At 62.5% G+C, this 19,705-nt stretch carries 17 protein-coding genes; 10 read left to right on the plus strand and 7 right to left on the minus strand.

The features are described from left to right. Positions 1 to 65: 65 nt before the first annotated feature. Entirely contained in the window at positions 66 to 1,211 is a 1,146-nt protein-coding gene (locus FHS48_RS04990) for an NAD(P)/FAD-dependent oxidoreductase (protein WP_184261982.1), read from the minus strand. 220 nt (positions 1,212 to 1,431) lie between these two features. Between FHS48_RS04990 and guaA the strand changes: the two genes are divergently transcribed. Next, entirely contained in the window at positions 1,432 to 2,985 is a 1,554-nt protein-coding gene (gene guaA, locus FHS48_RS04995) for a glutamine-hydrolyzing GMP synthase (protein WP_184261984.1), read from the plus strand. A 383-nt stretch (positions 2,986 to 3,368) separates the two neighbouring features. After that, the gene (locus FHS48_RS05000) at positions 3,369 to 3,836 is read left to right on the plus strand and encodes a GNAT family N-acetyltransferase (RefSeq protein ID WP_184261986.1); all 468 of its coding nucleotides are present in this window, start codon (positions 3,369 to 3,371) and stop codon (positions 3,834 to 3,836) included. Between the two features lie 11 nt (positions 3,837 to 3,847). Here FHS48_RS05000 and FHS48_RS05005 read toward each other — a convergent pair whose 3' ends face one another. Continuing rightward, positions 3,848 to 5,062 carry an MFS transporter gene (locus FHS48_RS05005; protein ID WP_184261988.1) on the minus strand — a complete coding sequence of 405 codons (1,215 nt, stop codon included), beginning with the start codon at positions 5,060 to 5,062 and terminating at the stop codon, positions 3,848 to 3,850. 283 nt (positions 5,063 to 5,345) lie between these two features. On the opposite strand from FHS48_RS05005, the gene FHS48_RS05010 reads away from it, so the two are divergent. After that, positions 5,346 to 6,032: a GNAT family N-acetyltransferase gene (locus tag FHS48_RS05010; RefSeq protein ID WP_184261990.1), complete on the plus strand. Its 687-nt coding sequence runs from the start codon at positions 5,346 to 5,348 to the stop codon at positions 6,030 to 6,032. 39 nt (positions 6,033 to 6,071) lie between these two features. Here the strand turns inward: FHS48_RS05010 and FHS48_RS05015 are convergent, their stop codons facing one another. Then, entirely contained in the window at positions 6,072 to 6,356 is a 285-nt protein-coding gene (locus tag FHS48_RS05015) for a hypothetical protein (RefSeq protein ID WP_184261992.1), read from the minus strand. 272 nt (positions 6,357 to 6,628) lie between these two features. Here FHS48_RS05015 and FHS48_RS05020 point away from each other — a divergent pair, with 272 nt between their 5' ends. From FHS48_RS05020 to FHS48_RS05035, 4 genes are all read left to right on the plus strand, one after another. Beyond that, positions 6,629 to 9,298 (plus strand): PAS-domain containing protein, encoded by a 2,670-nt coding sequence (locus FHS48_RS05020; protein ID WP_184261994.1) that lies wholly within the window; start codon positions 6,629 to 6,631, stop codon positions 9,296 to 9,298. A 65-nt stretch (positions 9,299 to 9,363) separates the two neighbouring features. Continuing rightward, positions 9,364 to 10,965 carry a DUF3369 domain-containing protein gene (locus tag FHS48_RS05025; protein WP_184261996.1) on the plus strand — a complete coding sequence of 534 codons (1,602 nt, stop codon included), beginning with the start codon at positions 9,364 to 9,366 and terminating at the stop codon, positions 10,963 to 10,965. A gap of 67 nt (positions 10,966 to 11,032) precedes the next feature. Beyond that, on the plus strand, positions 11,033 to 12,283 hold the full coding sequence (locus FHS48_RS05030; protein WP_311769082.1) for an SLC13 family permease: 1,251 nt from the start codon (positions 11,033 to 11,035) through the stop codon (positions 12,281 to 12,283). A 106-nt stretch (positions 12,284 to 12,389) separates the two neighbouring features. Then, a complete protein-coding gene (locus FHS48_RS05035) occupies positions 12,390 to 13,328 on the plus strand; it encodes an LOG family protein (RefSeq protein ID WP_184261998.1) in 939 nt (312 codons plus the stop codon). 135 nt (positions 13,329 to 13,463) lie between these two features. On the opposite strand, the gene FHS48_RS05040 is transcribed toward FHS48_RS05035, so the two are convergent. From FHS48_RS05040 to FHS48_RS05055, 4 genes are all read right to left on the minus strand, one after another. After that, complete coding sequence (locus FHS48_RS05040) at positions 13,464 to 14,003, minus strand: Hpt domain-containing protein (protein ID WP_184262000.1); 540 nt, start codon at positions 14,001 to 14,003, stop codon at positions 13,464 to 13,466. Between the two features lie 338 nt (positions 14,004 to 14,341). Continuing rightward, the gene (locus FHS48_RS05045; protein WP_184262002.1) at positions 14,342 to 14,902 is read right to left on the minus strand and encodes a response regulator; all 561 of its coding nucleotides are present in this window, start codon (positions 14,900 to 14,902) and stop codon (positions 14,342 to 14,344) included. A gap of 261 nt (positions 14,903 to 15,163) precedes the next feature. Beyond that, entirely contained in the window at positions 15,164 to 15,652 is a 489-nt protein-coding gene (locus FHS48_RS05050) for a response regulator (protein ID WP_184262004.1), read from the minus strand. 114 nt (positions 15,653 to 15,766) lie between these two features. Beyond that, a complete protein-coding gene (locus FHS48_RS05055) occupies positions 15,767 to 17,158 on the minus strand; it encodes an SLC13 family permease (RefSeq protein WP_184262006.1) in 1,392 nt (463 codons plus the stop codon). A 224-nt stretch (positions 17,159 to 17,382) separates the two neighbouring features. On the opposite strand from FHS48_RS05055, the gene FHS48_RS05060 reads away from it, so the two are divergent. From FHS48_RS05060 to FHS48_RS05070, 3 genes are all read left to right on the plus strand, one after another. Then, positions 17,383 to 17,814: a MerR family transcriptional regulator gene (locus tag FHS48_RS05060; RefSeq protein WP_416046500.1), complete on the plus strand. Its 432-nt coding sequence runs from the start codon at positions 17,383 to 17,385 to the stop codon at positions 17,812 to 17,814. A gap of 110 nt (positions 17,815 to 17,924) precedes the next feature. Further along, positions 17,925 to 18,506 carry a helix-turn-helix domain-containing protein gene (locus tag FHS48_RS05065; protein WP_311769083.1) on the plus strand — a complete coding sequence of 194 codons (582 nt, stop codon included), beginning with the start codon at positions 17,925 to 17,927 and terminating at the stop codon, positions 18,504 to 18,506. Positions 18,507 to 18,538: 32 nt separating this feature from the next. After that, positions 18,539 to 19,543 carry a GNAT family N-acetyltransferase gene (locus tag FHS48_RS05070; RefSeq protein ID WP_260402354.1) on the plus strand — a complete coding sequence of 335 codons (1,005 nt, stop codon included), beginning with the start codon at positions 18,539 to 18,541 and terminating at the stop codon, positions 19,541 to 19,543. Positions 19,544 to 19,705: the final 162 nt, after the last annotated feature.

Here is a 19,705-nt window from a genome sequence, read left to right on the forward strand (position 1 = left end):
GTCAGACGGCCCGCCGTCCTTCCCCGTGGCGGAGAGAAAACGGCGGGCCGGAAGGGAGGGGCAGCTTAGTGCTTTCTCAGCCGGTTGACCATGGTCCGGCGCGGGGCGACCTCCTGCGGGTCGAAGGCCTCGCGGGTCAGTTCGTCCCGCAGCGGCTGGCCGGTTGCCAGTGCCGAGCCCAGCCACGCCATGGCCGGGCAGGTCTGGATGCCATAGCCGCCCTGACCGGCAAACCAGAAGAACCCTTTGGTGCCGGGGTCAAAACCGACCACCGGGCTACGGTCGGGGGCAAAGGTGCGCAGCCCGGCCCACGAGCGGTCAACGCGGGTGACTTCCAGCGTCACCGCCTGTTCAAAGCGGTACAGGCCTTCGGCCAGATCCATGTCATCGACATAGGCGTCATGCGGATCCATCGGCACTTCATCGACCGGGGAGACCAGCAGCTTTCCGGCATCGGGCTTGAAGTAGAACCGTTCCATCACGTCGTTGATCATCTGCCAGTGATCAAAGCCGCCCTCCGCCGGGCCGGGCAGAATGGCCCCGGTGCGGCGCAGCGGCTGGAGCCCGATCGGCGCCAGACCGGCCATTTTCGCGATGTCATCGGCCCAGGCCCCGGCGGCGTTGATCACCAGCGGGGCGACAAAGGTGCCCGCCTTGGTTTCCACCGTCCACAGGCCGTCGGCCCCCCGCGACAGGGCAGTGACACCGGCGTTGCAGCGCACCTCGCTGCCTGCCCGGGTCAGGCGGCGCAGCCAGCACTGATGCAGGCGGGCGACGTCGATATCCTCGGAATCCGGTTCTTCCAGCACATAGGCGGCGGCTTCCGGGCGCAGGATCGGCACCCGCTTCAGAGCCTCTTCGGTGGTGTGGGGGATCAGGTGCGGCGAGGCGGCGTGCAGGGCATCAACCGCCGCCTTGTCCTCGGCCCGCCCGATGTAGAGGTTGCCGCGCGGGCTGAGGAAGCCCTCGTCGGAAAACTCCGCCGGCGGCTGGCGCAGAAAGGCCAGACTGGCGCGGTTGAGCTTGCAGATGGTGGCATTGCCGTAGGAGGCGATGAAAATCGCCGCCGAGCGGCCGGTGGTGTGATAGCCGGGCATGTCCTCGGCCTCCAGCACCACCACCTTGCGGTCCTGCGCCAGTTCCGCCCCGATGGAGGCTCCGGCAATTCCGGCCCCGATGACAACAGCATCCACATGCGACAGAGCGGTCACGATCCAAACCCCTGCTCAAGTTCCGGTTGGGATGGGATAATTGTATCCAATCCAGCCGCCGACCTTACAGTCTATAAGGGTCTGTGCATAGAGGGGGATGGCGGTATGGCAGCCATGAAACGGGCGGGGGAAGAGGCGGTGATTTGTCATAGAGACAGGCGGCGAGGTGTTGTAATGTGCCGCCAATCCCGATTCTTACCCCCAGCCGTACGGATCCTCCATGACCGATCGCATCCTCATTGTAGATTTCGGCTCTCAGGTCACTCAGCTTATCGCCCGCCGGGTGCGTGAGACTGGCGTGTACTGCGAAATCCACCCGTTCAACCGGGTGACTGTTGACAGCATCCGCGCCTTCGATCCGAAGGGCGTGATCCTGTCCGGCGGTCCGGCCTCGGTGACCGGAACCGACACCCCGCGCGCGCCGCAGGGCCTGTTCGGGATGGGGCTGCCGGTTCTGGGGATCTGCTACGGCCAGCAGACCATGATGGCCCAGCTGGGCGGCAAGGTTGAAGGCTCCGATCACCGCGAGTTCGGCCGCGCCTATGTCGAGGTTTCCGATGCCTGCGCCCTGTTTGAAGGCACCTGGAGCCCCGGCGCCCGCGAACAGGTGTGGATGAGCCATGGCGACCGCGTCACCGCGCTGGCCCCGGGCTTCCGCGTCGTCGCCACCTCTGAAGGCGCGCCGTTCGCCGCCGTGGCCGATGATGAACGCGGCTTCTATGGCGTGCAGTTCCACCCTGAAGTGGTGCACACCCCGCATGGGGCCCAGCTGCTGCGCACCTTTGTGCGGACCATCTGCGGCTGTTCCGGCGACTGGACCATGGCGTCCTTCCGCGAAACCGAAATTGCCAAGATCCGCGCTCAGGTCGGCTCCGGCCGGGTGATCTGTGGCCTGTCCGGCGGCGTTGACAGCTCGGTGGTGGCGGCGATCATCCACGAAGCCATCGGCGATCAGCTGACCTGCGTGTACGTCGATCACGGCCTGATGCGTCTGGGTGAGTCGGAGCAGGTGGTGCGGGTGTTCCGCGACCAGTTCAACATCAATCTGGTGCATGTCGATGCCTCCGATCTGTTCCTGGGCCTGCTGGCCGGGAAGACCGATCCGGAAGAGAAGCGCAAGATCATCGGCAAGACCTTCATCGACGTGTTCGAGGCGGAAGCCAGGAAGATCGGCGGTGCTGAGTTTCTGGCGCAGGGGACCCTGTACCCCGACGTGATTGAATCGGTGTCCTTCACCGGCGGCCCCAGCGTCACCATCAAGTCGCACCACAATGTGGGCGGCCTGCCGGACCGCATGAACATGAAGCTGGTGGAACCGCTGCGCGAGCTGTTCAAGGACGAAGTCCGGGCGCTGGGCCGCGAACTGGGCCTGCCGGAAGAAATGGTCGGCCGCCATCCGTTCCCGGGGCCGGGTCTGGCGATCCGCATTCCGGGGCAGGAAATCACCCGCGAAAAGCTGGATATCCTGCGCAAGGCCGATGCGATCTATCTGGAAGAAATCCGTAACGCTGGCCTGTATGACGTTATCTGGCAGGCTTTTGCCGTGCTGCTGCCGGTGCGCACCGTCGGCGTGATGGGCGATGGCCGGACCTATGATTACGCGCTGGCGATCCGGGCGGTGACCTCCACCGACGGGATGACCGCCGACTATTATCACTTCGACCATGACTTCCTGTCCCGCCTGTCCAGCCGCGTGATCAACGAGGTGAAGGGCGTCAACCGCGTGGTGTACGACATCACCAGCAAGCCGCCGGGCACGATTGAGTGGGAATGATTTCTGCTCATCCGTGAAGAAATCTTCCGGTTGATGAGGACGTCTCTTCTGCCTTTGGGAGGACTTCGCGGTGCTGCGGGCCTGTCCCTATTGCCGCAGGATCCGAAAACACCGTCAGGAAATTCCTGGCGGTGTTTTTCGTTGTAAACAGAGAGGGCTCTCGTGCCGATCTCTGTCGGGCTTGAAAAGAGGGACGCATTGACGGAAATAGGATCGCCCTATGATTGATTAATCTAAAAAGTGTATTTTCTTTCAAAAGCAATTATAGGATTATAATTTCTGTGGGGGCTCACGTCCTTCCGTAAAATTCCTGACGACGGTTTTATCCACTGATGATCGATTTTCCCGTAAATCCGGCCCCTTGCCCCCTTCAGGTGCCCGGTGTGGTCTTGCGTCCGTGCCGGGCGGAGGACAGCCGGTTTCTGTTGCGGCTGTACGGGCAGACCCGCGAGGCCGAGCTGGCGGCCATGAACTGGCCGGAGGAGATGCGCAAAAGCTTCTGTCTCCAGCAGTTTACCGCCCAGCATACCGACTGGACGACGCGTCTTGCCGGGGCCCATTTCCTGCTTCTGGTCAGCCGGGGGCAGCCGGTCGGGCGCCTGTACGTTCATGTGGGGGAAGAGGATATCCGGCTGATCGAGGTTGCCGTTCTCGCCGCCCGGCAGGGGCAGGGGATCGGGTCGGCCATTTTACAGGCATTACAGGTGCTGGCGGCAGAGCGTTCGGTTCCGCTCCGGCTTGCGGTCCTGCACCGCAATCCCCGGGCGCAGGCCCTGTATCAGCGGATGGGGTTCCGCCCCGAAGGGCAGACGGCGGACCGTCTGCAAATGGTCTGGCAGCCGCAGGGCTGACCGGGGCGGGGTTATCCCCGCCGTTTCCGCTGATCGGCCCGTGACCACAGATGGACCCCCAGCCCGGCCAGTGCCAGTGCAGCCCCGACCAGACCGGTTGAGGACCACCCGTAACCGGCCTTGATCGCCAGCCCCCCCAGCCATGGCCCGAGGGCATTGGCGGCGTTGAAGGCGGAATGGTTCAGGGCGGCGGCCATGGTCTGGGCATCCCCGGCGACTTCCATCAGCCGGGTTTGCAGGGCGGCGGCGAGGGCAACCATGGTACCGACCAGCAGAATGGTCAGGGGGCCGAGGACCGGATGCCCGGCGGTGACGGAATAGGCTGCCATCAGGCAGCCGCCCCAGATCAGAACCACAAAAATGGTACGTTCCAGCGCCCGGTCGGCAAAGCGGGATCCGGCCAGATTGCCGGTGATCATCCCGACCCCGAACAGCGCAAGGATCAGCGGGATCATGCTTTCCGGAAGCCCGGCCAGTTCGGTCATCGTCGGTTTGACGTAGCTGAAGATGGAAAACAGCCCGCCGGACCCGATGGCACCGATGCCCAGAGTCAGCAGAACCTGTTTCCGGCGCAGGGCTCCCAGTTCCCGCAGCGGGCTGGCGGTCCGGCTGGCCGGAATGAACGGCACCCAGCGCCAGACCAGAAAAGCGGTCAGGCCGCCGATGACCCCGACAATGGCGAAGGCGATGCGCCAGCTGAAGGCCTGCCCGATGGCGGCAACGGCAGGAACCCCGATCAGGGTGGCGACGGTCAGCCCCATCAGAACCATTGCCACCGCCTGTGTCCGTTTCTCGCGGGGGACCAGACCGGCGGCGACAAGGGCGGCGACCCCGAAATAGGTGCCATGCGGCAGGCCGGTGATAAACCGGGCTGTCATCATCGATGTCATGGCCGGAGCGATGGCGCTGACCAGATTGCCGACCCCGAAAAACAGCATCAGGGCAATCAGCAGGCGGCGGCGCGGCCAGCGCGCCCCGAGCACGGCCAGCAGCGGCGCCCCGATCACCACGCCAAGGGCATAGATACTGACCAGATGCCCGGCATCGGGAATGGAAACTCCCAGATCCGCCGCCGCATCCGGCAGAAGCCCCATGATGACGAATTCCCCGGTGCCGATGGCAAAACCGCCGACACTCAGGGCCAGAAGGGCTTTACGGACAGCGGACGGGGGCGGGCTGGACGGGGCAGAATGGACATCTCTGTCAATTCCGGAAGCGGAGTGCATGGGGGAGTCCTTGAAACGTGAACCGCAGTTTGACCTTAAACCGGTCCCGATCCCGCAGGGGGTGCGGGGAGGACCGCATACATAAGCTGCTCCGCCTCCGGACGGAACGGTTGAAAGGGACTGGCTGCATTCCCTTTTTTGCAGGTCCTTTTGCAGGGGTAGAGGGGTGGTGAACAGGAGTGGTCCCGTCATTTCCTGCAAAACTGGATCTTTTGGCAGTCCGGATTTTCCGTCACTGTAGCCGTCGCTGTACCGGTGAAATTGCTTTTTGGAGTCTGTGCTGATGTCTGCTGTATCCGATCCGGCCTCTCTCGCGGACTGGTCGCCGCGCCCGCGCCCAGAGCGGGTGGTTCTCGAAGGGCGCTATGTGCGTCTGGAGCCGCTGGAGGCTGACCGCCATACCGATGATCTGTATGAGCAGTCGGCTGTTGCCGATGCCGGGGCCCGTTTCGCCTGGCTGTTTGAACAGCCCCCGACTGACCGTACTTCCTTCCGGTCGTGGGTGGAGACGGTTTCCCGCAGTGAAGATCCCCTGTTCTTTGCGGTGATCGACAAGGCCACCGGCAAAGTGGCTGGGCGTCAGGCCCTGATGCGGATTGATCCGGCGCATGGGGTGATTGAGATCGGCAGTATCTACTGGGGGCCGCTGGTTTCCCGCCGTCCGGCGGCGACGGAGGCTTTGTTCCTGTTTGCCGATTACGCCTTCCGCGATCTGGGCTACCGCCGGTTTGAATGGAAGTGCAACAACAGCAATGAGCCTTCCAAACGGGCGGCGCTGCGGTTCGGGTTCACCTACGAAGGGCTGTTCCGTCAGCATATGGTGGCCAAGGGCCAGAACCGCGATACCGCCTGGTTCTCGATCCTTGACGGTGAATGGCCGGCCCTGCGTCAGGCCTACCTCAACTGGCTGTCGCCCGAAAATTTCGATGCGGATGGACAGCAGCGCCAGCCCTTGGCGGCGTTCCGTTAACGGGCGGTCATATTTTGTCTTCTTATCGGCCGGTTGCCGTCAGCCGCGCGGCCCGAACATCCGGCGGCGGGAGGTGTCCCGCCGTCGCAGCAGAAGTCCGAATCCGGTCAGGATCAGGCCGAGAGCAAAGACCGCGCCCAGAATGGCGATAGCCTGCATGTCGGCATTAAATCCGCAGGTTCCATCCCCGATGACCTGAGGGGAGGGAACCGGGGGCGGGCACAGGGCTGTGGCAATCCGGTCCTCGATGTCTGTTGTCATCACGGCTGCCAGCAGGGCGATCACAGCGGCGATCAACAGCAGTCCGGTCCGGTACAAAAACATCTCTGTCCACCTCCGCCTCTTCCTGCCGCCCGTGGCAGTCCGTGCCCGTATCTATGTGGCAGGCTAATCTTCAACTGTGGCGGCAATTGGGCCGGAATGGTGCGCCCGGTGACCCGGTTCCATGAACAGAATGGCTCATTGTTGCGCCCTGCGGGCTCCGCTAGTCTGACTATCAGGGGGACCTGATGTATGCGTCCAGACCATCACAGGGTGGGGACGCGCACCTGTCGTGAGTTTAACCGGCCATTACCGCCGGGCAGGAGAACCGCAGTATGAGATCTCCCGGAACCACAGCGGCCACCGCGTCTGATGTGCTGGGATCTCCCCAATGGCTGGAGGCCCTGTACACATCCGCGCCCTTTGCCATCATCACCTGGGATGACCGCTTTCAGGTGATCGGCTGGAATGCGCAGGCGGAACGTATTTTTGGGTACACCGCCGCTGAAATGCTGGGGGAGGGGGCGGACCGCCTGTTGACGCCGGCCTCTGTGGCCAAGGTGGTGCCCCGCGTTTACCGCATTCTGCGCGATGGTGCGGCGTTTACCTCGGAGAATGAGAATTTGACCCGCAGCGGGCGGGTCATCATCTGCCGCTGGCACGTTACCCCCCTGCGGGATAAGGGGGGGCGGATCTGCGGCGTGGCCTCGTTCTGCGAGGATATCACCGCGCAGCGGGAAGCCGAACTGGCTCTGGCCCGGTCCTCGGAACGGAACCGCCTGCTGATGAATGCGATGCAGTACATTCACCGCCACCCGACGATCACCCTGGGGGCGCTGACACAGGCCTGCCGGTCGTTGACCGAGATTGCCGTCACCGCACTGGAAGTCGACCGGGCGGCCATCTGGCTGATGGATGAAACGTGCACCAATCTTCAGTCGGTTGATATCTATGAGCCGCACGGGACCGGGCATTTTACCGAAGACCCCCTGCGGATTGCCGATTTTCCTGAATACTTCGAGCGGATCGGGCGGGGACGGCTGTTTGTGGTCGGGGATGTCGCCGCCGATGAACGGCTGGCCGGGCTGCGGCAGCATCTGTTCCGCGGGCAGTCCTATACATCGCAGATGGGGGTCCCGGTCTTCTCGGAAGGGCAGTGCATTGGCGTGATGGTGGTCTCGACGCTGGAAGCCAAGCCGGAGTGGAGCAGTCAGGAGCAGATGTTCGGGGCCTATGTCGGCGATGTGCTGAGCGGCCTGTGGCACAACGACCGGCGTCTGGCGGCGGAGGCCTCGCTGCGGGCGCTGAATGAGTCCCTCGAACAGCAGGTTCTGGAACGGACAGAGGAACTGGAACGGCAGCGGGCGGTGCTGGATGTGGTGGTCACCAACATGACGCAGGGGGTGACGTATATCGACAGTGATTTCAAAGTGGTGTTCCAGAATCAGCCGTACAGCGACATGTTCGCGGTGCCGGAGCATCTGCGCCGCCCGGGAGTTCCGGTCGAGGCGCTGGTCCGGGACATGGCGGAAACCGGCCAGTATGGGGATGTTGAGGTGGAGGCCGAGATCGTGCATCGGATGCAGAGCCTCCAGACTCTCGAACCACGCTGTTTCCTGCACCGCTCCCCCTGTGGCCGCATTGTGGAGACCCGGCGCAATCCGTTGCCGCCGGACATTGGCGGGGTTCTGACCACCTACACTGATATGACGGAGATCATCCATACGCAGGAGCGTCTGGAAGCGGAGAAAACCCGGCTGGAACAGGTGACGCAGGAGTTACAGCTGTATTTTGCCCTGCTGGATGCCACCTTTAACAACATTTCGCAGGGGATTTCCGTCTTTGATGCCGATTTGCGCCTGCGGATGTGTAACCGGCGGTTTGTCGAATTTCTGGGCTTCCCCGAGGAGCTGATCCGGCCGGGGACCTCTCTGGCAGAGTTTTTCCGGTTCAATGCCGAACGCGGGGAATATGGCCCCGGTGATGTCGGGGAGCAGGTCGCGGAACGGATGGCGCTGGCGGCCCGGATGGAACCGCATCACTTCGTCCGCAACCGTCCGGATGGGGGGATCCTTGAAGTGGACGGGCGTCCTCTGCCCCCGGGGATCGGCGGTTTTGTGACCACCTATACCGATGTGACGGAAATCCAGCGGTCGCGGGCGGAACTGGAAGCGGCAAAGAACAAGGCGGAGAAGGCCAGCCGGGCCTTGCAGAGCAGTCTGGATGACCTGCGGCGGACGCAGGCCGATCTGGTGGAGTCTGAGAAGATGGCCTCTCTCGGCAGTCTGGTGGCCGGGATTGCCCATGAGATCAATACCCCGGTCGGGATTGCGGTCACCGCGACATCGCTGATGCAGGATCATCTGAACACCCTACAGGCCGCCTATGAAGGCGGGGCGCTGGAGGAAAGCCTCTTTGAGACGTTCCTGCGTAACGGGGTGCAGACGGTTGACATGGTCAGCGTCAACCTCCGGCGGGCGTCGGAGCTGATTTCCAGTTTCAAGCGGGTGGCGGTTGACCAGAGCAACGGCGAAATCCGCCCGATCCTGCTGCGCGAATACGTTGAGACCGTTCTGTTCAGTCTTCAGCCGCGTCTGCGGCGGACGCAGGTGCGGACCGTGGTGGATATTCCGGAGACCGTCATGGTCCGCACCGTGCCGGGGGCTGTCTCGCAGGTTCTGTCCAATCTGCTGATGAATGCCATCATTCATGGCTTCGACGACGGAGAGGCCGCCGGAACAATCCGTATCACCGCCCGGTCGTTGCCACAGGGCCGGGTGGAAATGGTGGTGGAGGATGATGGTGTCGGCGTGCCTGAAGAAAATCTCCGCCGGATCATGGAACCCTTCTTCACCACCCGGCGGGGGAATGGCGGGACCGGTCTGGGGCTGCACATTGTCTACAATCTGGTGACCAGCGTGCTTCGGGGCACCATCAACTACAGCAGTGCGCCGGGGCAGGGGCTGACGGTGGTGATCCGCATCCCGTCCCTGCTGTCGGCCTAAAAACCATCTGGCTAAAAACCATCCCCGGAAAGGGGGCCGTCTCAAAAGCAAAGGGGGGAGGAAGAATGGCCGGGAAAAAACTGATGTTCGGTCCGGGGCCACGTCGGGTCGCCGGGCTTCCTCCGGCGGCGGCGGCCGCTCTTTCGGAAGGGACGGCCCGGCAGGCCCTGTCAGGAGATCCGCCATGGACGGTGCTGATCGTTGATGATGAGCCGGAGGTCCACCGCATTACCGAGCTGGCGCTGTCGGGGTTCCATTTTGCCGGACGGGGGCTGGAGTTCCTGAATGCCCAGTCGGCGGAACAGGCCAGACTGTTCCTGACGGAACACGACAGCATTGCCGTGGTGCTGCTGGATGTGGTGATGGAAAGCGAGCACGCCGGGCTGGAGCTGGTGCGCTGGATCCGCGAGGATCTGGGCAACAGCCAGATCCGTATCGTGCTGCGCACCGGTCAGCCGGGGCAGGCCCCGGAGCGCGATGTCATCGCGTCCTACGATATCAACGACTATAAGGAAAAAACGGAACTGACCGCCCGTAAGCTGACAACGCTGATGTTTGCCTGCCTCCGGGCCTGGCGGGATATCAACGCGCTGGAGGCCAACCGGCGGGGGCTCAACCTGATCATTCAGTCCAGTCAGGACCTGTTCCGCCAACAGTCGATGGAGCGGTTTACGCTGGGGGCGCTGGAGCAGCTGGGGGCTCTGCTGCAAAGCAACCGGGGGGCTTTTTTCGGAACCCTGGACGGGGTGGCGCTGCATGGGACCGGCAGCGGGCGTGGCCTGAGCACCATTGCCGGGATCGGGCGTTTCAAGGATGCCGGGGATATTGATCTGGAACGGGTCCTGCCTCCGGCACTCTACCGCCTGCTGGATGGGTCACCGGTGGTGGAAGGGGTGCTGCATCACGAGACCTCGGTGATGTGTGTGTTCCGCAGCTATTCGGGATCGGTCAATGTTCTGTACCTCGATGGTCTGGAACGCCCGAAGGATGTCGATACCAATCTGGTTCAGGTCTTCAGCCGTAACATCGCGATTGCCTTTGATAATCTGGAGATGGTCAACACCATCGACGCCACCCAGCGCGAACTGTTGCAAAGGTTGGGCGAAGCGGTGGAAAGCCGGTCGCAGGAAACCGGTAACCATGTGCGCCGCGTTGCGGAACTGAGCTGGATTCTGGCCCGGGCGGTGGGCATGGATGCCCGGGAGGCGGACGTAATCCGGCAGGCCTCTCCGCTGCATGATGTCGGGAAAATCGGGATTCCCGACGACATTCTTCACAAGCCGGGCAAGCTGACCCCGGAGGAATGGGAGCAGATGAAATCCCATGTCGAGATCGGGGAGAGACTGCTGACCGGATCCGATCTTCAGGTGATCCGCTGTGCCGCCAGCATCGCCGGAAACCATCATGAACGCTGGGATGGACTGGGGTATCCCCGTGGGTTGAAAGGCGGGGAGATCCCGCTGGATGCCCGCATCACCTCCATTGCCGATGTCTTTGATGCTCTGTCCAGTGCCCGGTGCTATAAACCGGCGTGGCCGCGCGAGGATGTTCTGGCCTATTTTCAGGCGCAGCGGGGCCAGCAGTTTGATCCGGTCCTGGTCGATCTGCTCTTTGCAAACATCAGCGCTATCGAGGACCTGTATCAGCGTCTGGGGGATGATGTCTGACGGGCTGTCTTTCTGCCTGCCGGTGCTGTAAGGATCGCTATGGATCGCACGGCCGGTGATGGAAAGAATGGATATGTCTGAGGGGATGTCCCTGCTGACGTTGGTGGTGTTCGGGCTGGTTTATCTGGGGATGGCGGTTGGCCGTATTCCGGGGCTGCTGGTGGACCGCACCGGAATTGCCGTTCTTGGGGCTATCATTCTGATGGCCGCCGGGGTGATGGATGGTCCGGCGGCGCTCAGGGCCGTTGATTTCTCCGCCCTGCTGGTGTTGGCCGGGCTGATGGTTGTCTCGGCACAGGCCGGAGAGGCCGGGGTCTATGAGTGGTGTGCGGCCCGGCTGGCGGTATCCCCTTTGGCCCCCTGCCGCCTTCTGGGGGTGGTGGTTTTTGTCTCCGGCGGGCTGTCGGCGCTGGTCACCAATGACGTGGTTGTGTTTGCGGTCACGCCGCTGCTGTGTGCGGGATTGCTGCGGCGTGGGCTTGATCCCCGGCCGTTTGTGCTGGCACTGGCGCTGGCCGCCAATGCCGGATCGGCACTGACCCCGATCGGCAACCCCCAGAACATTCTGATTGCGCAGGCGGGGGCTTTGCCCTTCTGGCCCTTTGTTCTGTTCTGTCTGCCGGTGGCCGTCGCATCCCTGCTGCTGATCTGGGCGGGAATGGCGGTGTTCTGGCGCGGGCGTTGGGTGTTGCCGTCCGGCCCGGCTGCGGGATCTGCCGTAGCGGCGATCCCCCTGAACCGGCATGGCCTGATCAAAACCGCCGGGGCGGCGGTGGCCCTGCTGGTGATGCTGTCGTTGCCGGTGCCGCAGGCGCTGGGGGTGACGGTGGTGGCCGGGGCGCTGTTGATCAGCCGCCGTCTGGCCACCCGCCGCACCCTGCTGTTGGTGGACTGGCCGTTGCTGATCCTGTTTGCCGCGCTGTTTATTGTCACCCATGCCGCACAGATGACCGGGGTGCCGTCGCAGGTGCTGGCGGCGCTGGGCGAAGCCGGGTTGTCTCTGCGGGATCCATGGGTTCTGTCTGCGGTCGCGCTGATCGGATCCAATACGATCGGCAATGTTCCGGCCGATATGTTGGTGCTGTCGTTGCTGCCGGACCGGGATCCACTGTTCCTGCATGGGTTGGCCCTGCTGTCGACACTGGCCGGAAATCTGCTGATCACCGGCAGCATGGCCAACATTATTGCGGTTGAGGCAGCGGCCCGTCAGGGGATCCGGATCGGGTTCCTGACCCACGCCCGCAGTGGTGTGCCCCTGACCCTGCTGACCCTTCTGCTGGCGGCGGGGCAGCTGGCCCTGATGGGAATGAAACCATAAGCGGTTTGGCAACTCCTTGTGGTTCTTGCATTTTGTGACCTGCCCCTTCATCTTGAAAGGGAAGGAACCGTGATGTTCCGACCGGAAATGTCCTATGGAGGGGCCAATGACCGACCAAAACAGGCGCTACTCTCCTTTCCCGACCTCAGCCGAGGACCGCCGCACCCACGAAGAGCGGCAGGCCCGTAAAACCACGCCGCAGACGGAGTCTGACAGCTACCGTCTGGCCTTTGCCGATGTCGATTTTCTGACCACCCGTGATCTGCGTCCGGTGCGTCTACAGCTGGAAATGCTGAAGCCGGAAATCCTGCTTCAGGATGAAGGGGTGGTTTCGACGGTTGTGGTGTTCGGCAGTGCCCGGATTCCGGAACCGGACGTCGCCCGGCAGCGGCTGGAAGAGGCCCGGGCCACGGCGGCCGCCACTCCCGCGGATGCGGCGGCACAGCGGGCCGTGACCATTGCGGAACGGATCGTTGAAAACAGCCGCCATTACACGGTGGCCCGTGATTTTGCCCGCAAGGTGTCGGAGCACAGTCAGGTGCCGGGGCATCGCCGTTATGTCGTCTGTACCGGCGGTGGACCGGGGATTATGGAGGCGGCCAACCGTGGGGCGTCTGACGTTGGGGCTGACAGCATCGGGCTGTCGATCGTGCTGCCGCATGAGCAGTTCCCCAACGCCTACATCACTCCGAAGTTGAGCTTCAATTTCCACTATTTCGCCGTCCGCAAGATGCATTTCCTGATCCGGGCGGAGGCTCTGGCCTGCTTCCCCGGTGGCTTTGGCACCATGGACGAGCTGTTTGAGGCCCTGACTCTGATCCAGACCGGGAAGATCCAGCGGATTCCGGTGCTGCTGTTCGGAAAGGACTGGTGGCAAAAGGTGATCAACTTTGAGGCGTTGGTGGAGGAGGGAACCATTTCCCCCGAGGATCTGGACATCTTCCACTTCGTCGAGACGGCCGAGGAAGGGTGGAAGATCATCACTGATTTCTACAACACCCACCCGCATCCCAACCGCTGGGCTGAACCGGGGATGGGGCCATAAGTCGTATAAGGCAGAATTAGCAGGGGCCCGCCGGAAGGGCGGGCCCCTTTGCTGTGTCGGGAAAGACGGTCTGCCTCCGGGAGGGCGGGTTTTTTCCCCTGTACCGCTGATACCTGCGGTGACGTCCTCAGACGGTCAGCTCAGATCAATCTGGCCGATGGTCTTGGTAATGGTGGCGGCAAGACCGCGCAGGATGCGGTCGCCGGTGACGCCGCCATCCCCTTCCATCCGGTCGCCGATGATCAGGCGCAGGGCATCAACATGCACGCGCAGAACCGGCCAATGGCTGGGGCGGGGGGCATTCTGGACCGCTTCGATAAAGCGGCACAGATATTTGCCAACCGCAGTCATCAGCATATAATTGAAGCTGCCGCCCTGTCCCTTGATGTCATGGACGATGGTGAACAGATCGGCGAGCAGGGGCTTGGCATCGTCCCCGGTGCAGTTTTCAATCTGCTCCAGCAGGGCCTGAGCCCGGCGCAGGTCGTCTTCCACCCACTCCAGATAGGACGGTGCCAGATTGGCGATGATCTGTTCGGCCTTTTCCAGCAGTTCGGGATTCACGCCGTCCGCCGAGATGCGGACCTTGTCGCGCAGATTGGTCGGCGGGTGAATGACTTCGACCTTGGTCGGCGGTTTGATAATGGTGGCTGCCACCGGTTCCTGATTATCCATATCTCAGCTCCGTCCAATTCTTGGTGCGCCGGGCACATTCTTGCCCGGGTCAATACACTGTAAACGGCCCGGAATCTTCAGAAGACAATCGGTACATATACGGATATGTGGCCGGTTCTCTTCCAAACGTCAGGCAGCATACATGTGATCCGAGCATTCCACACCCATGGTGAAAATGCACCAAATTCCTTGGGTACTTCGCCACCGGATCCCCTGCGGTACAGCCGGGTATGGCTGAAACAGAGAGGAGAGAGAGCGGGAGCCGGTTTTGGAAGGAAGAAAGAGTGTGTCGGTACAGACAGAAGTCCGGCGTCGGTGATGGCCATTGCCCGGAGGGATCAACCCCCGAGCAGGGCTTCCACTTCGGCCTGCCTCAGGCCGCCGCCGGTTTCCGGCTGGGGGACGGCCTGTAGGTGGGCCTTCCGGCGTTCCGGTCCCTTCCAGTCAATCTGGCGGCGACGGCGTTCCGGGCCGAAATAGAGGCCGGCACGGATGAAGGGCCGGGGTTTATCGATAATCGATTTGATGCGGGAGTACAGGTCCTTGGTCGAGATCGGCTTGGCCAGAAACTCATGGACCCCGGCATCGCGGGCTTCAATCACCCGGTGCATTTCGGTATGGCCGGTCAGCATGATGATCGGCACGAACGGATTGGGGCTGTCCTTGCCGGTGCGGACCAGACGCACAAAGTCCAGCCCGTCCAGTGGGGACATGTTCCAGTCACAGATGATGATATCAGCGGGGAAATGGCGCAGTTCTTTGAAGGCGTCCGCTCCGTCAGCGGCTTCGTGGACGTTTTTCGATCCCAGCGCATGCAGAATGGTTTTCACCAGCGCACGCATATGCTTGTTGTCGTCCACAACCAGAAAATTCAGACGCTCGAGATTATAACCGCTCATTGCCGTCCTGTTCTGATGGGCTGTTCCGGTCCGGACACTGCGGGCCGCCTCTCTGCCGTCACACGCTCTCCACCCCCCGTGGAAAGGCCCGGCCATGCAGCCGGGGCGGTATCAGGCAGCGGTTGTCAGTCCGCTTCTGGCCGTCGGGTCCCATCTTAAAGCCCCAACACAGAGAAACACTATATCTCAGAGTGGCTGTTTTCAGAAAGAGGTTTAAAGCCACCCCGGTGACCACACGCGGCGGTGGAAGTTCCGGTCTGGTTATGCCTTGCGGCGGCGGTCCGGCCCCTTCAGGGGCACCTGACGGCGGCGGCGGTCCGGGCCAAAGTAAGATCCTGAGCGGACAAACGGGCGCGGGGACAGCAGGGTCGCCTGTAGGCGGGTTTGCAGGGTCTTGGCAGAAATCGGTTTGGCGATGAATTCATGGACCCCGGCATCACGGGCTTCCAGAACAAGGCGGAGTTCGGTATGTCCCGACAGCATCAGGATTGGCAGATGCGGGTTCGGGCTGTCAGGGCTGGTGCGGACAACGCGGGTGAAGTCCAGCCCGTCCATGGGAGCCATATGCCAGTCAACAAGGGCGATATCCGCCGGAAAATGGCCAAGAGCCTTCAGCGCATCCGCCCCGTCGGCGGCTTCCTCAATCATCCGGCAGCCCATGGAGGCGAGAACGCTGACCAGCAGGCGGCGGAAGTGGGGGTTGTCGTCAACAACCAGAACGCGGATGGACTGAAGACTGAACTCGTTCATCGGACGGATCCTGACAGGCAGCCGCAGGGAAGGGGGAGCCCGGAATTCGGTGCGGCGGGAAAGTATGGCTTATCTTAATGGTTTGCCCGGCGGACGGCAATCGACAGGGCGGCTTTACGGCAGCAGCCCCATCAGTTTCCACCACGCGTAGGTTAAGGGCCAGACCAGTACCACCGTCAGGATCAACAGGGCCAGCGTATAGCGGGCAGCAGGTTGTATCCGGACACCGCCAAGCTGCATCGCCAGAATCAGGGGCGGGACCTGATAGGGCAGGACGATGCTGGAATAGCCGACGGCCTGCGTCATCAGGGTCATGGTCAGTGTCGTGCCGCTGGCCTCGGCCATCGCCTGTGCCATGGGGGTCATGATGGCCGGGGTGCCGGGCACGGTCGCCCCCACGGCAACCGCCGTGGTGAGAAGCACCTGTGACAGCCAGGACAGAACCGGGTGGTCGGCAGACAGGGGCATGATGGTCAACAGGCTGTCGCCCAGGCGGTTCCCCAGCCCTGAGCTGGCAAGCACCGCGCCCAGTCCCATCAGTCCGGCGATATAGTACAGGGATCCGTGGCTCATTTTTTCATTGAAGGCCGCCATCGGTACCAGCGGGCGGGGCGGCAGCAGGCAGGCCGCTCCGCCGGCAAGGGAAATCCACGCCGGGCTGATGCCGTGCCAGCGATCGGTCAGCCACAGCAGCAGGGTTACCGCCAATAGCAGGGACAGGCGCTTTTCTTCGGCGCTCATCGGGCCGGGAGCCGCTTCCTGCGCCTGCCGGGGCGGATCTTCGGCAAACATCTTCCAGGTTACGCCGACAATCAGCAGGCATTTCAGAATGCCAAGGGTGGGGAAGGCGGCGATCAGCCAGGAAAAATAGTCGAAACTCAGGCCGTACAGGCGTTCTGCGGCCCCGGTCATCACGTTATTCGGCACAACGGCGGGCAAAATGCCGACGGCGGGCCCCAGACCCATCATTCCGGTCATCAGGGCCATGCCGGTGCGGCCCCGGCTGTCCGGGGCATAGCCAAGGCGGTCCGCCAGCCCCATCACCACCGGCAGCATCAGCATGACCCGCCCCATACTGGACGGCATGATAAAAGCGAGAAGCATCCCGATTCCGGCAATGCCCCAGCACAGGGCCAGCCAGCTGGTTCCGACCCGGCCGACCAGCGCGTGGGCCATCCGTTCCCCCAGCCCACTGCGCTTGACGGCCATTCCCATCAACAGCCCGCCGAACACCAGCCAGAAGGCTTTGGAGGTGAAGCCAGAGAAAATCTCTTCTGCCGGGGCCACTTTCAGAAGGATTGCGGCGGCAAAGAAGAGGATAGCCGTTGCCGCCTCGGGGATCGCCCCGGTCGCCCACAGAGTCAATCCGCCGAGCACGACGGCGGCGGCATGCCACTCCGTTGCGGCCCCTGCCGGAAAAGCATGCGGCCACAGGGCAACAAAGACGGAGCCCAAAAGGGCAAGGGCCGTAAAAACGGAAACAGGCTTAAGCGGGGAGGCAGGCATGACGGAACGCTCCGGGGGCGAGAGACCGCAGACACAGTACGGAAATGGCGGGGGTGGTCAATTCCTCTGTCTGGCCCGGCTCTCAGATGACCTGCTGAGGGAGTCCCACCCTGAAGCCTTTCCGTTACGGAAGTTCTGGACTTGCCTTTACGTTTACGTAAACTATAGCCAATGATCTTGACCCGGATCGGTGCCGGGGTGACGCACTTCAGGAGAGACCTGTCATGAAGATGGCTGCCGGAGCCCCCGCCACATCTGACCGCCATGCGGCTGCGCTGGAGCGGGAGTTCAGCATTTCCGAGCTGGCTGCCGAATTTGGTGTAACGGCCCGGGCGATCCGTTTCTATGAGGATAAGGGATTGGTCTCGCCGCGCCGGGATGGCCAGCGCCGCCTCTACAGTCCACGGGACCGGGTGCGGCTGATCCTGATTCTGCGGGGCAAGCGGCTTGGGTTTTCTTTGCGCGAGATTCAGGAAATTCTGGATCTTTATGATGCGGAACCGGGGGAAGCCGGGCAGCTGCGCCATCTGCTGGGCAAGGTGCAGGAGCGGCGGATCAGTCTGGCCCGCCAACGGGAAGACATCGACAGCATTCTGCATGAGATCGACCGGCTGGAGCAGCAATGCCTTGACCGTCTGGAGGCGCAGGGGGAGTGATCGGGGTTTCTGTCCGCAGAGGACAGACTCTTTGAGTCCGGTAAATAAGGTGCTTCCAAATTCTCAAATTGGAGATATATTCTCCCGTATGGGAATTTGGAGACCGTGCTGTGATTGCTTCTGAACCAACCGACGCCCCGTCTCTGGAAGCCCGCCTGACGGCCCGGCTCGCGCACCTCCGGCTGGAACATGGATTTTCTCTGGATCAGCTGGCGGAGAAAAGCGGAATCAGCCGGGCAACGCTGTCCCGGCTGGAGCGTGGGGAAACCAGCCCGACTGCCGGAATGCTCGGGGCCCTGTGCGCGGTGTTCCAGACGCCTCTATCCCGGTTGATTGCCGCCGTTGAGGATGAAGGAAGCTCGTTGGTCCGTGCGGCGGATCAGGCGGTCTGGGCTGACCCGGAAACCGGATTCATCCGCCGTATGATCTCGCCGCCGGCACGGATGTTTCTGGGGGAAATGATTGAAGGCCGCCTGCCTTCAGGGGCGGATATCCGCTATGACCGTTCCCCTCTTCTCGGCCTTGAACATCATCTCTGGCTTCTCAGTGGCTCCCTGTCGCTGGAGGTGGATGGAAGCCGCTACAGTCTCTCGGAAGGGGATTGTCTGCGCTACCGGCTGTTTGGCGCATCCCGGTTTTATAATCCGGGGGACTGCGATGCCTGCTATGTGCTGACGATGATCCGCCCCTGATTAGGGCACCGACTTCAAGGATGATGATCATGATGTCTTCAGTCTCGCCGGACCGCCCGGCGGAACCCTTTGTGCTGGCGTCTCTGACCGCTGATCAGGTCCGGGCTTCTCTGGAGGCGTTGGTGGACCTGTTGGCAGACTGTGTGGAGGGTGGAGCCAGCATCGGGTTTCTCCGTCCGGCGGAACCGGATCGTTTACGCCGGTACTGGCAAGGCGTTGCCGATGCAGTGGCGGCCGGGGAACGGGCGGTGCTGACCCTGCACAGGCAGGGGCTGCTTGTCGGCAGTGTTCAGCTGGGGTTGGCAATGCCACAGAACGGTGGCCATCGTGCGGATCTGGGCAAGCTTTTGGTCCATCGCCGGGCCCGGGGGCAGGGCGCATCCCGGTTTTTGATGCGGGCCGCAGAAGCAGAAGCCCGACGTCGGGGGCGAACCCTGATTGTTCTGGATACGGAAGCCGGGAGTCTCGCGGAAGGGATTTATCGTCGCCTCGGTTATCAGGAGAGTGGGCGAATTCCGGATTTTGCGGTCACTCCTGACGGGGTTCTGCATCCGACGGTGATTTTTCACAAGCAACTGTCTGCCGTGACGGTACGGTCTGCCAGCCCTGAGGCACCGGAGGCCGTAGCCTTGATGAATCGGCTGTCTGCGTATCTGGCTGAAACCTTCGGGGCGGATGGTCGGGCGGGCTTTGCCGCATGGGCGGAGTGGGAAGACCGCAAAGTCTTTGCCATGGCTGAATGTGCCGGGCAGGCCGTTGGCTGTGGTGCCCTGTTGCCCCGCCCGGAGGATCCGGCCTGTGCAGAGATCAAGCGCATGTTCGCAGATCCCGAGTATCCGGGAACCGGTGCGTTGGTCTTGCAGTATTTACTGGATCAGGCCAGAGCCTTGGGCTTCGGGAAAGTTTGTCTGGAAACGCGCTGGGCCAATCAACGGGCCATAGCGTTTTATCAGCGGCACGGCTTTCGTCCCGGCCCGGCCTTTTCTCCTTATCAGGGGCGACCGGAGTGTGCCTGTCTGGAGCTGTCTCTGGTGTAGCAGATCCGCTAAGCCCCGCAAAAAGAGTCATTTTCCTGAAAATAGTGTTTGACGGTTGCGTTGTGCAGACCTATAAAGCGCCTCCCGACGACGCGGGCCGCAGCGAAGAGCTGGTGGGAAGCTGAGTTGGAAGTCACCATGGTGGCGCCGCTGTTAGACAAG

This window comes from Novispirillum itersonii (genome assembly GCF_014205675.1).
Taxonomy (GTDB): domain Bacteria; phylum Pseudomonadota; class Alphaproteobacteria; order Rhodospirillales; family Rhodospirillaceae; genus Novispirillum; species Novispirillum itersonii_A.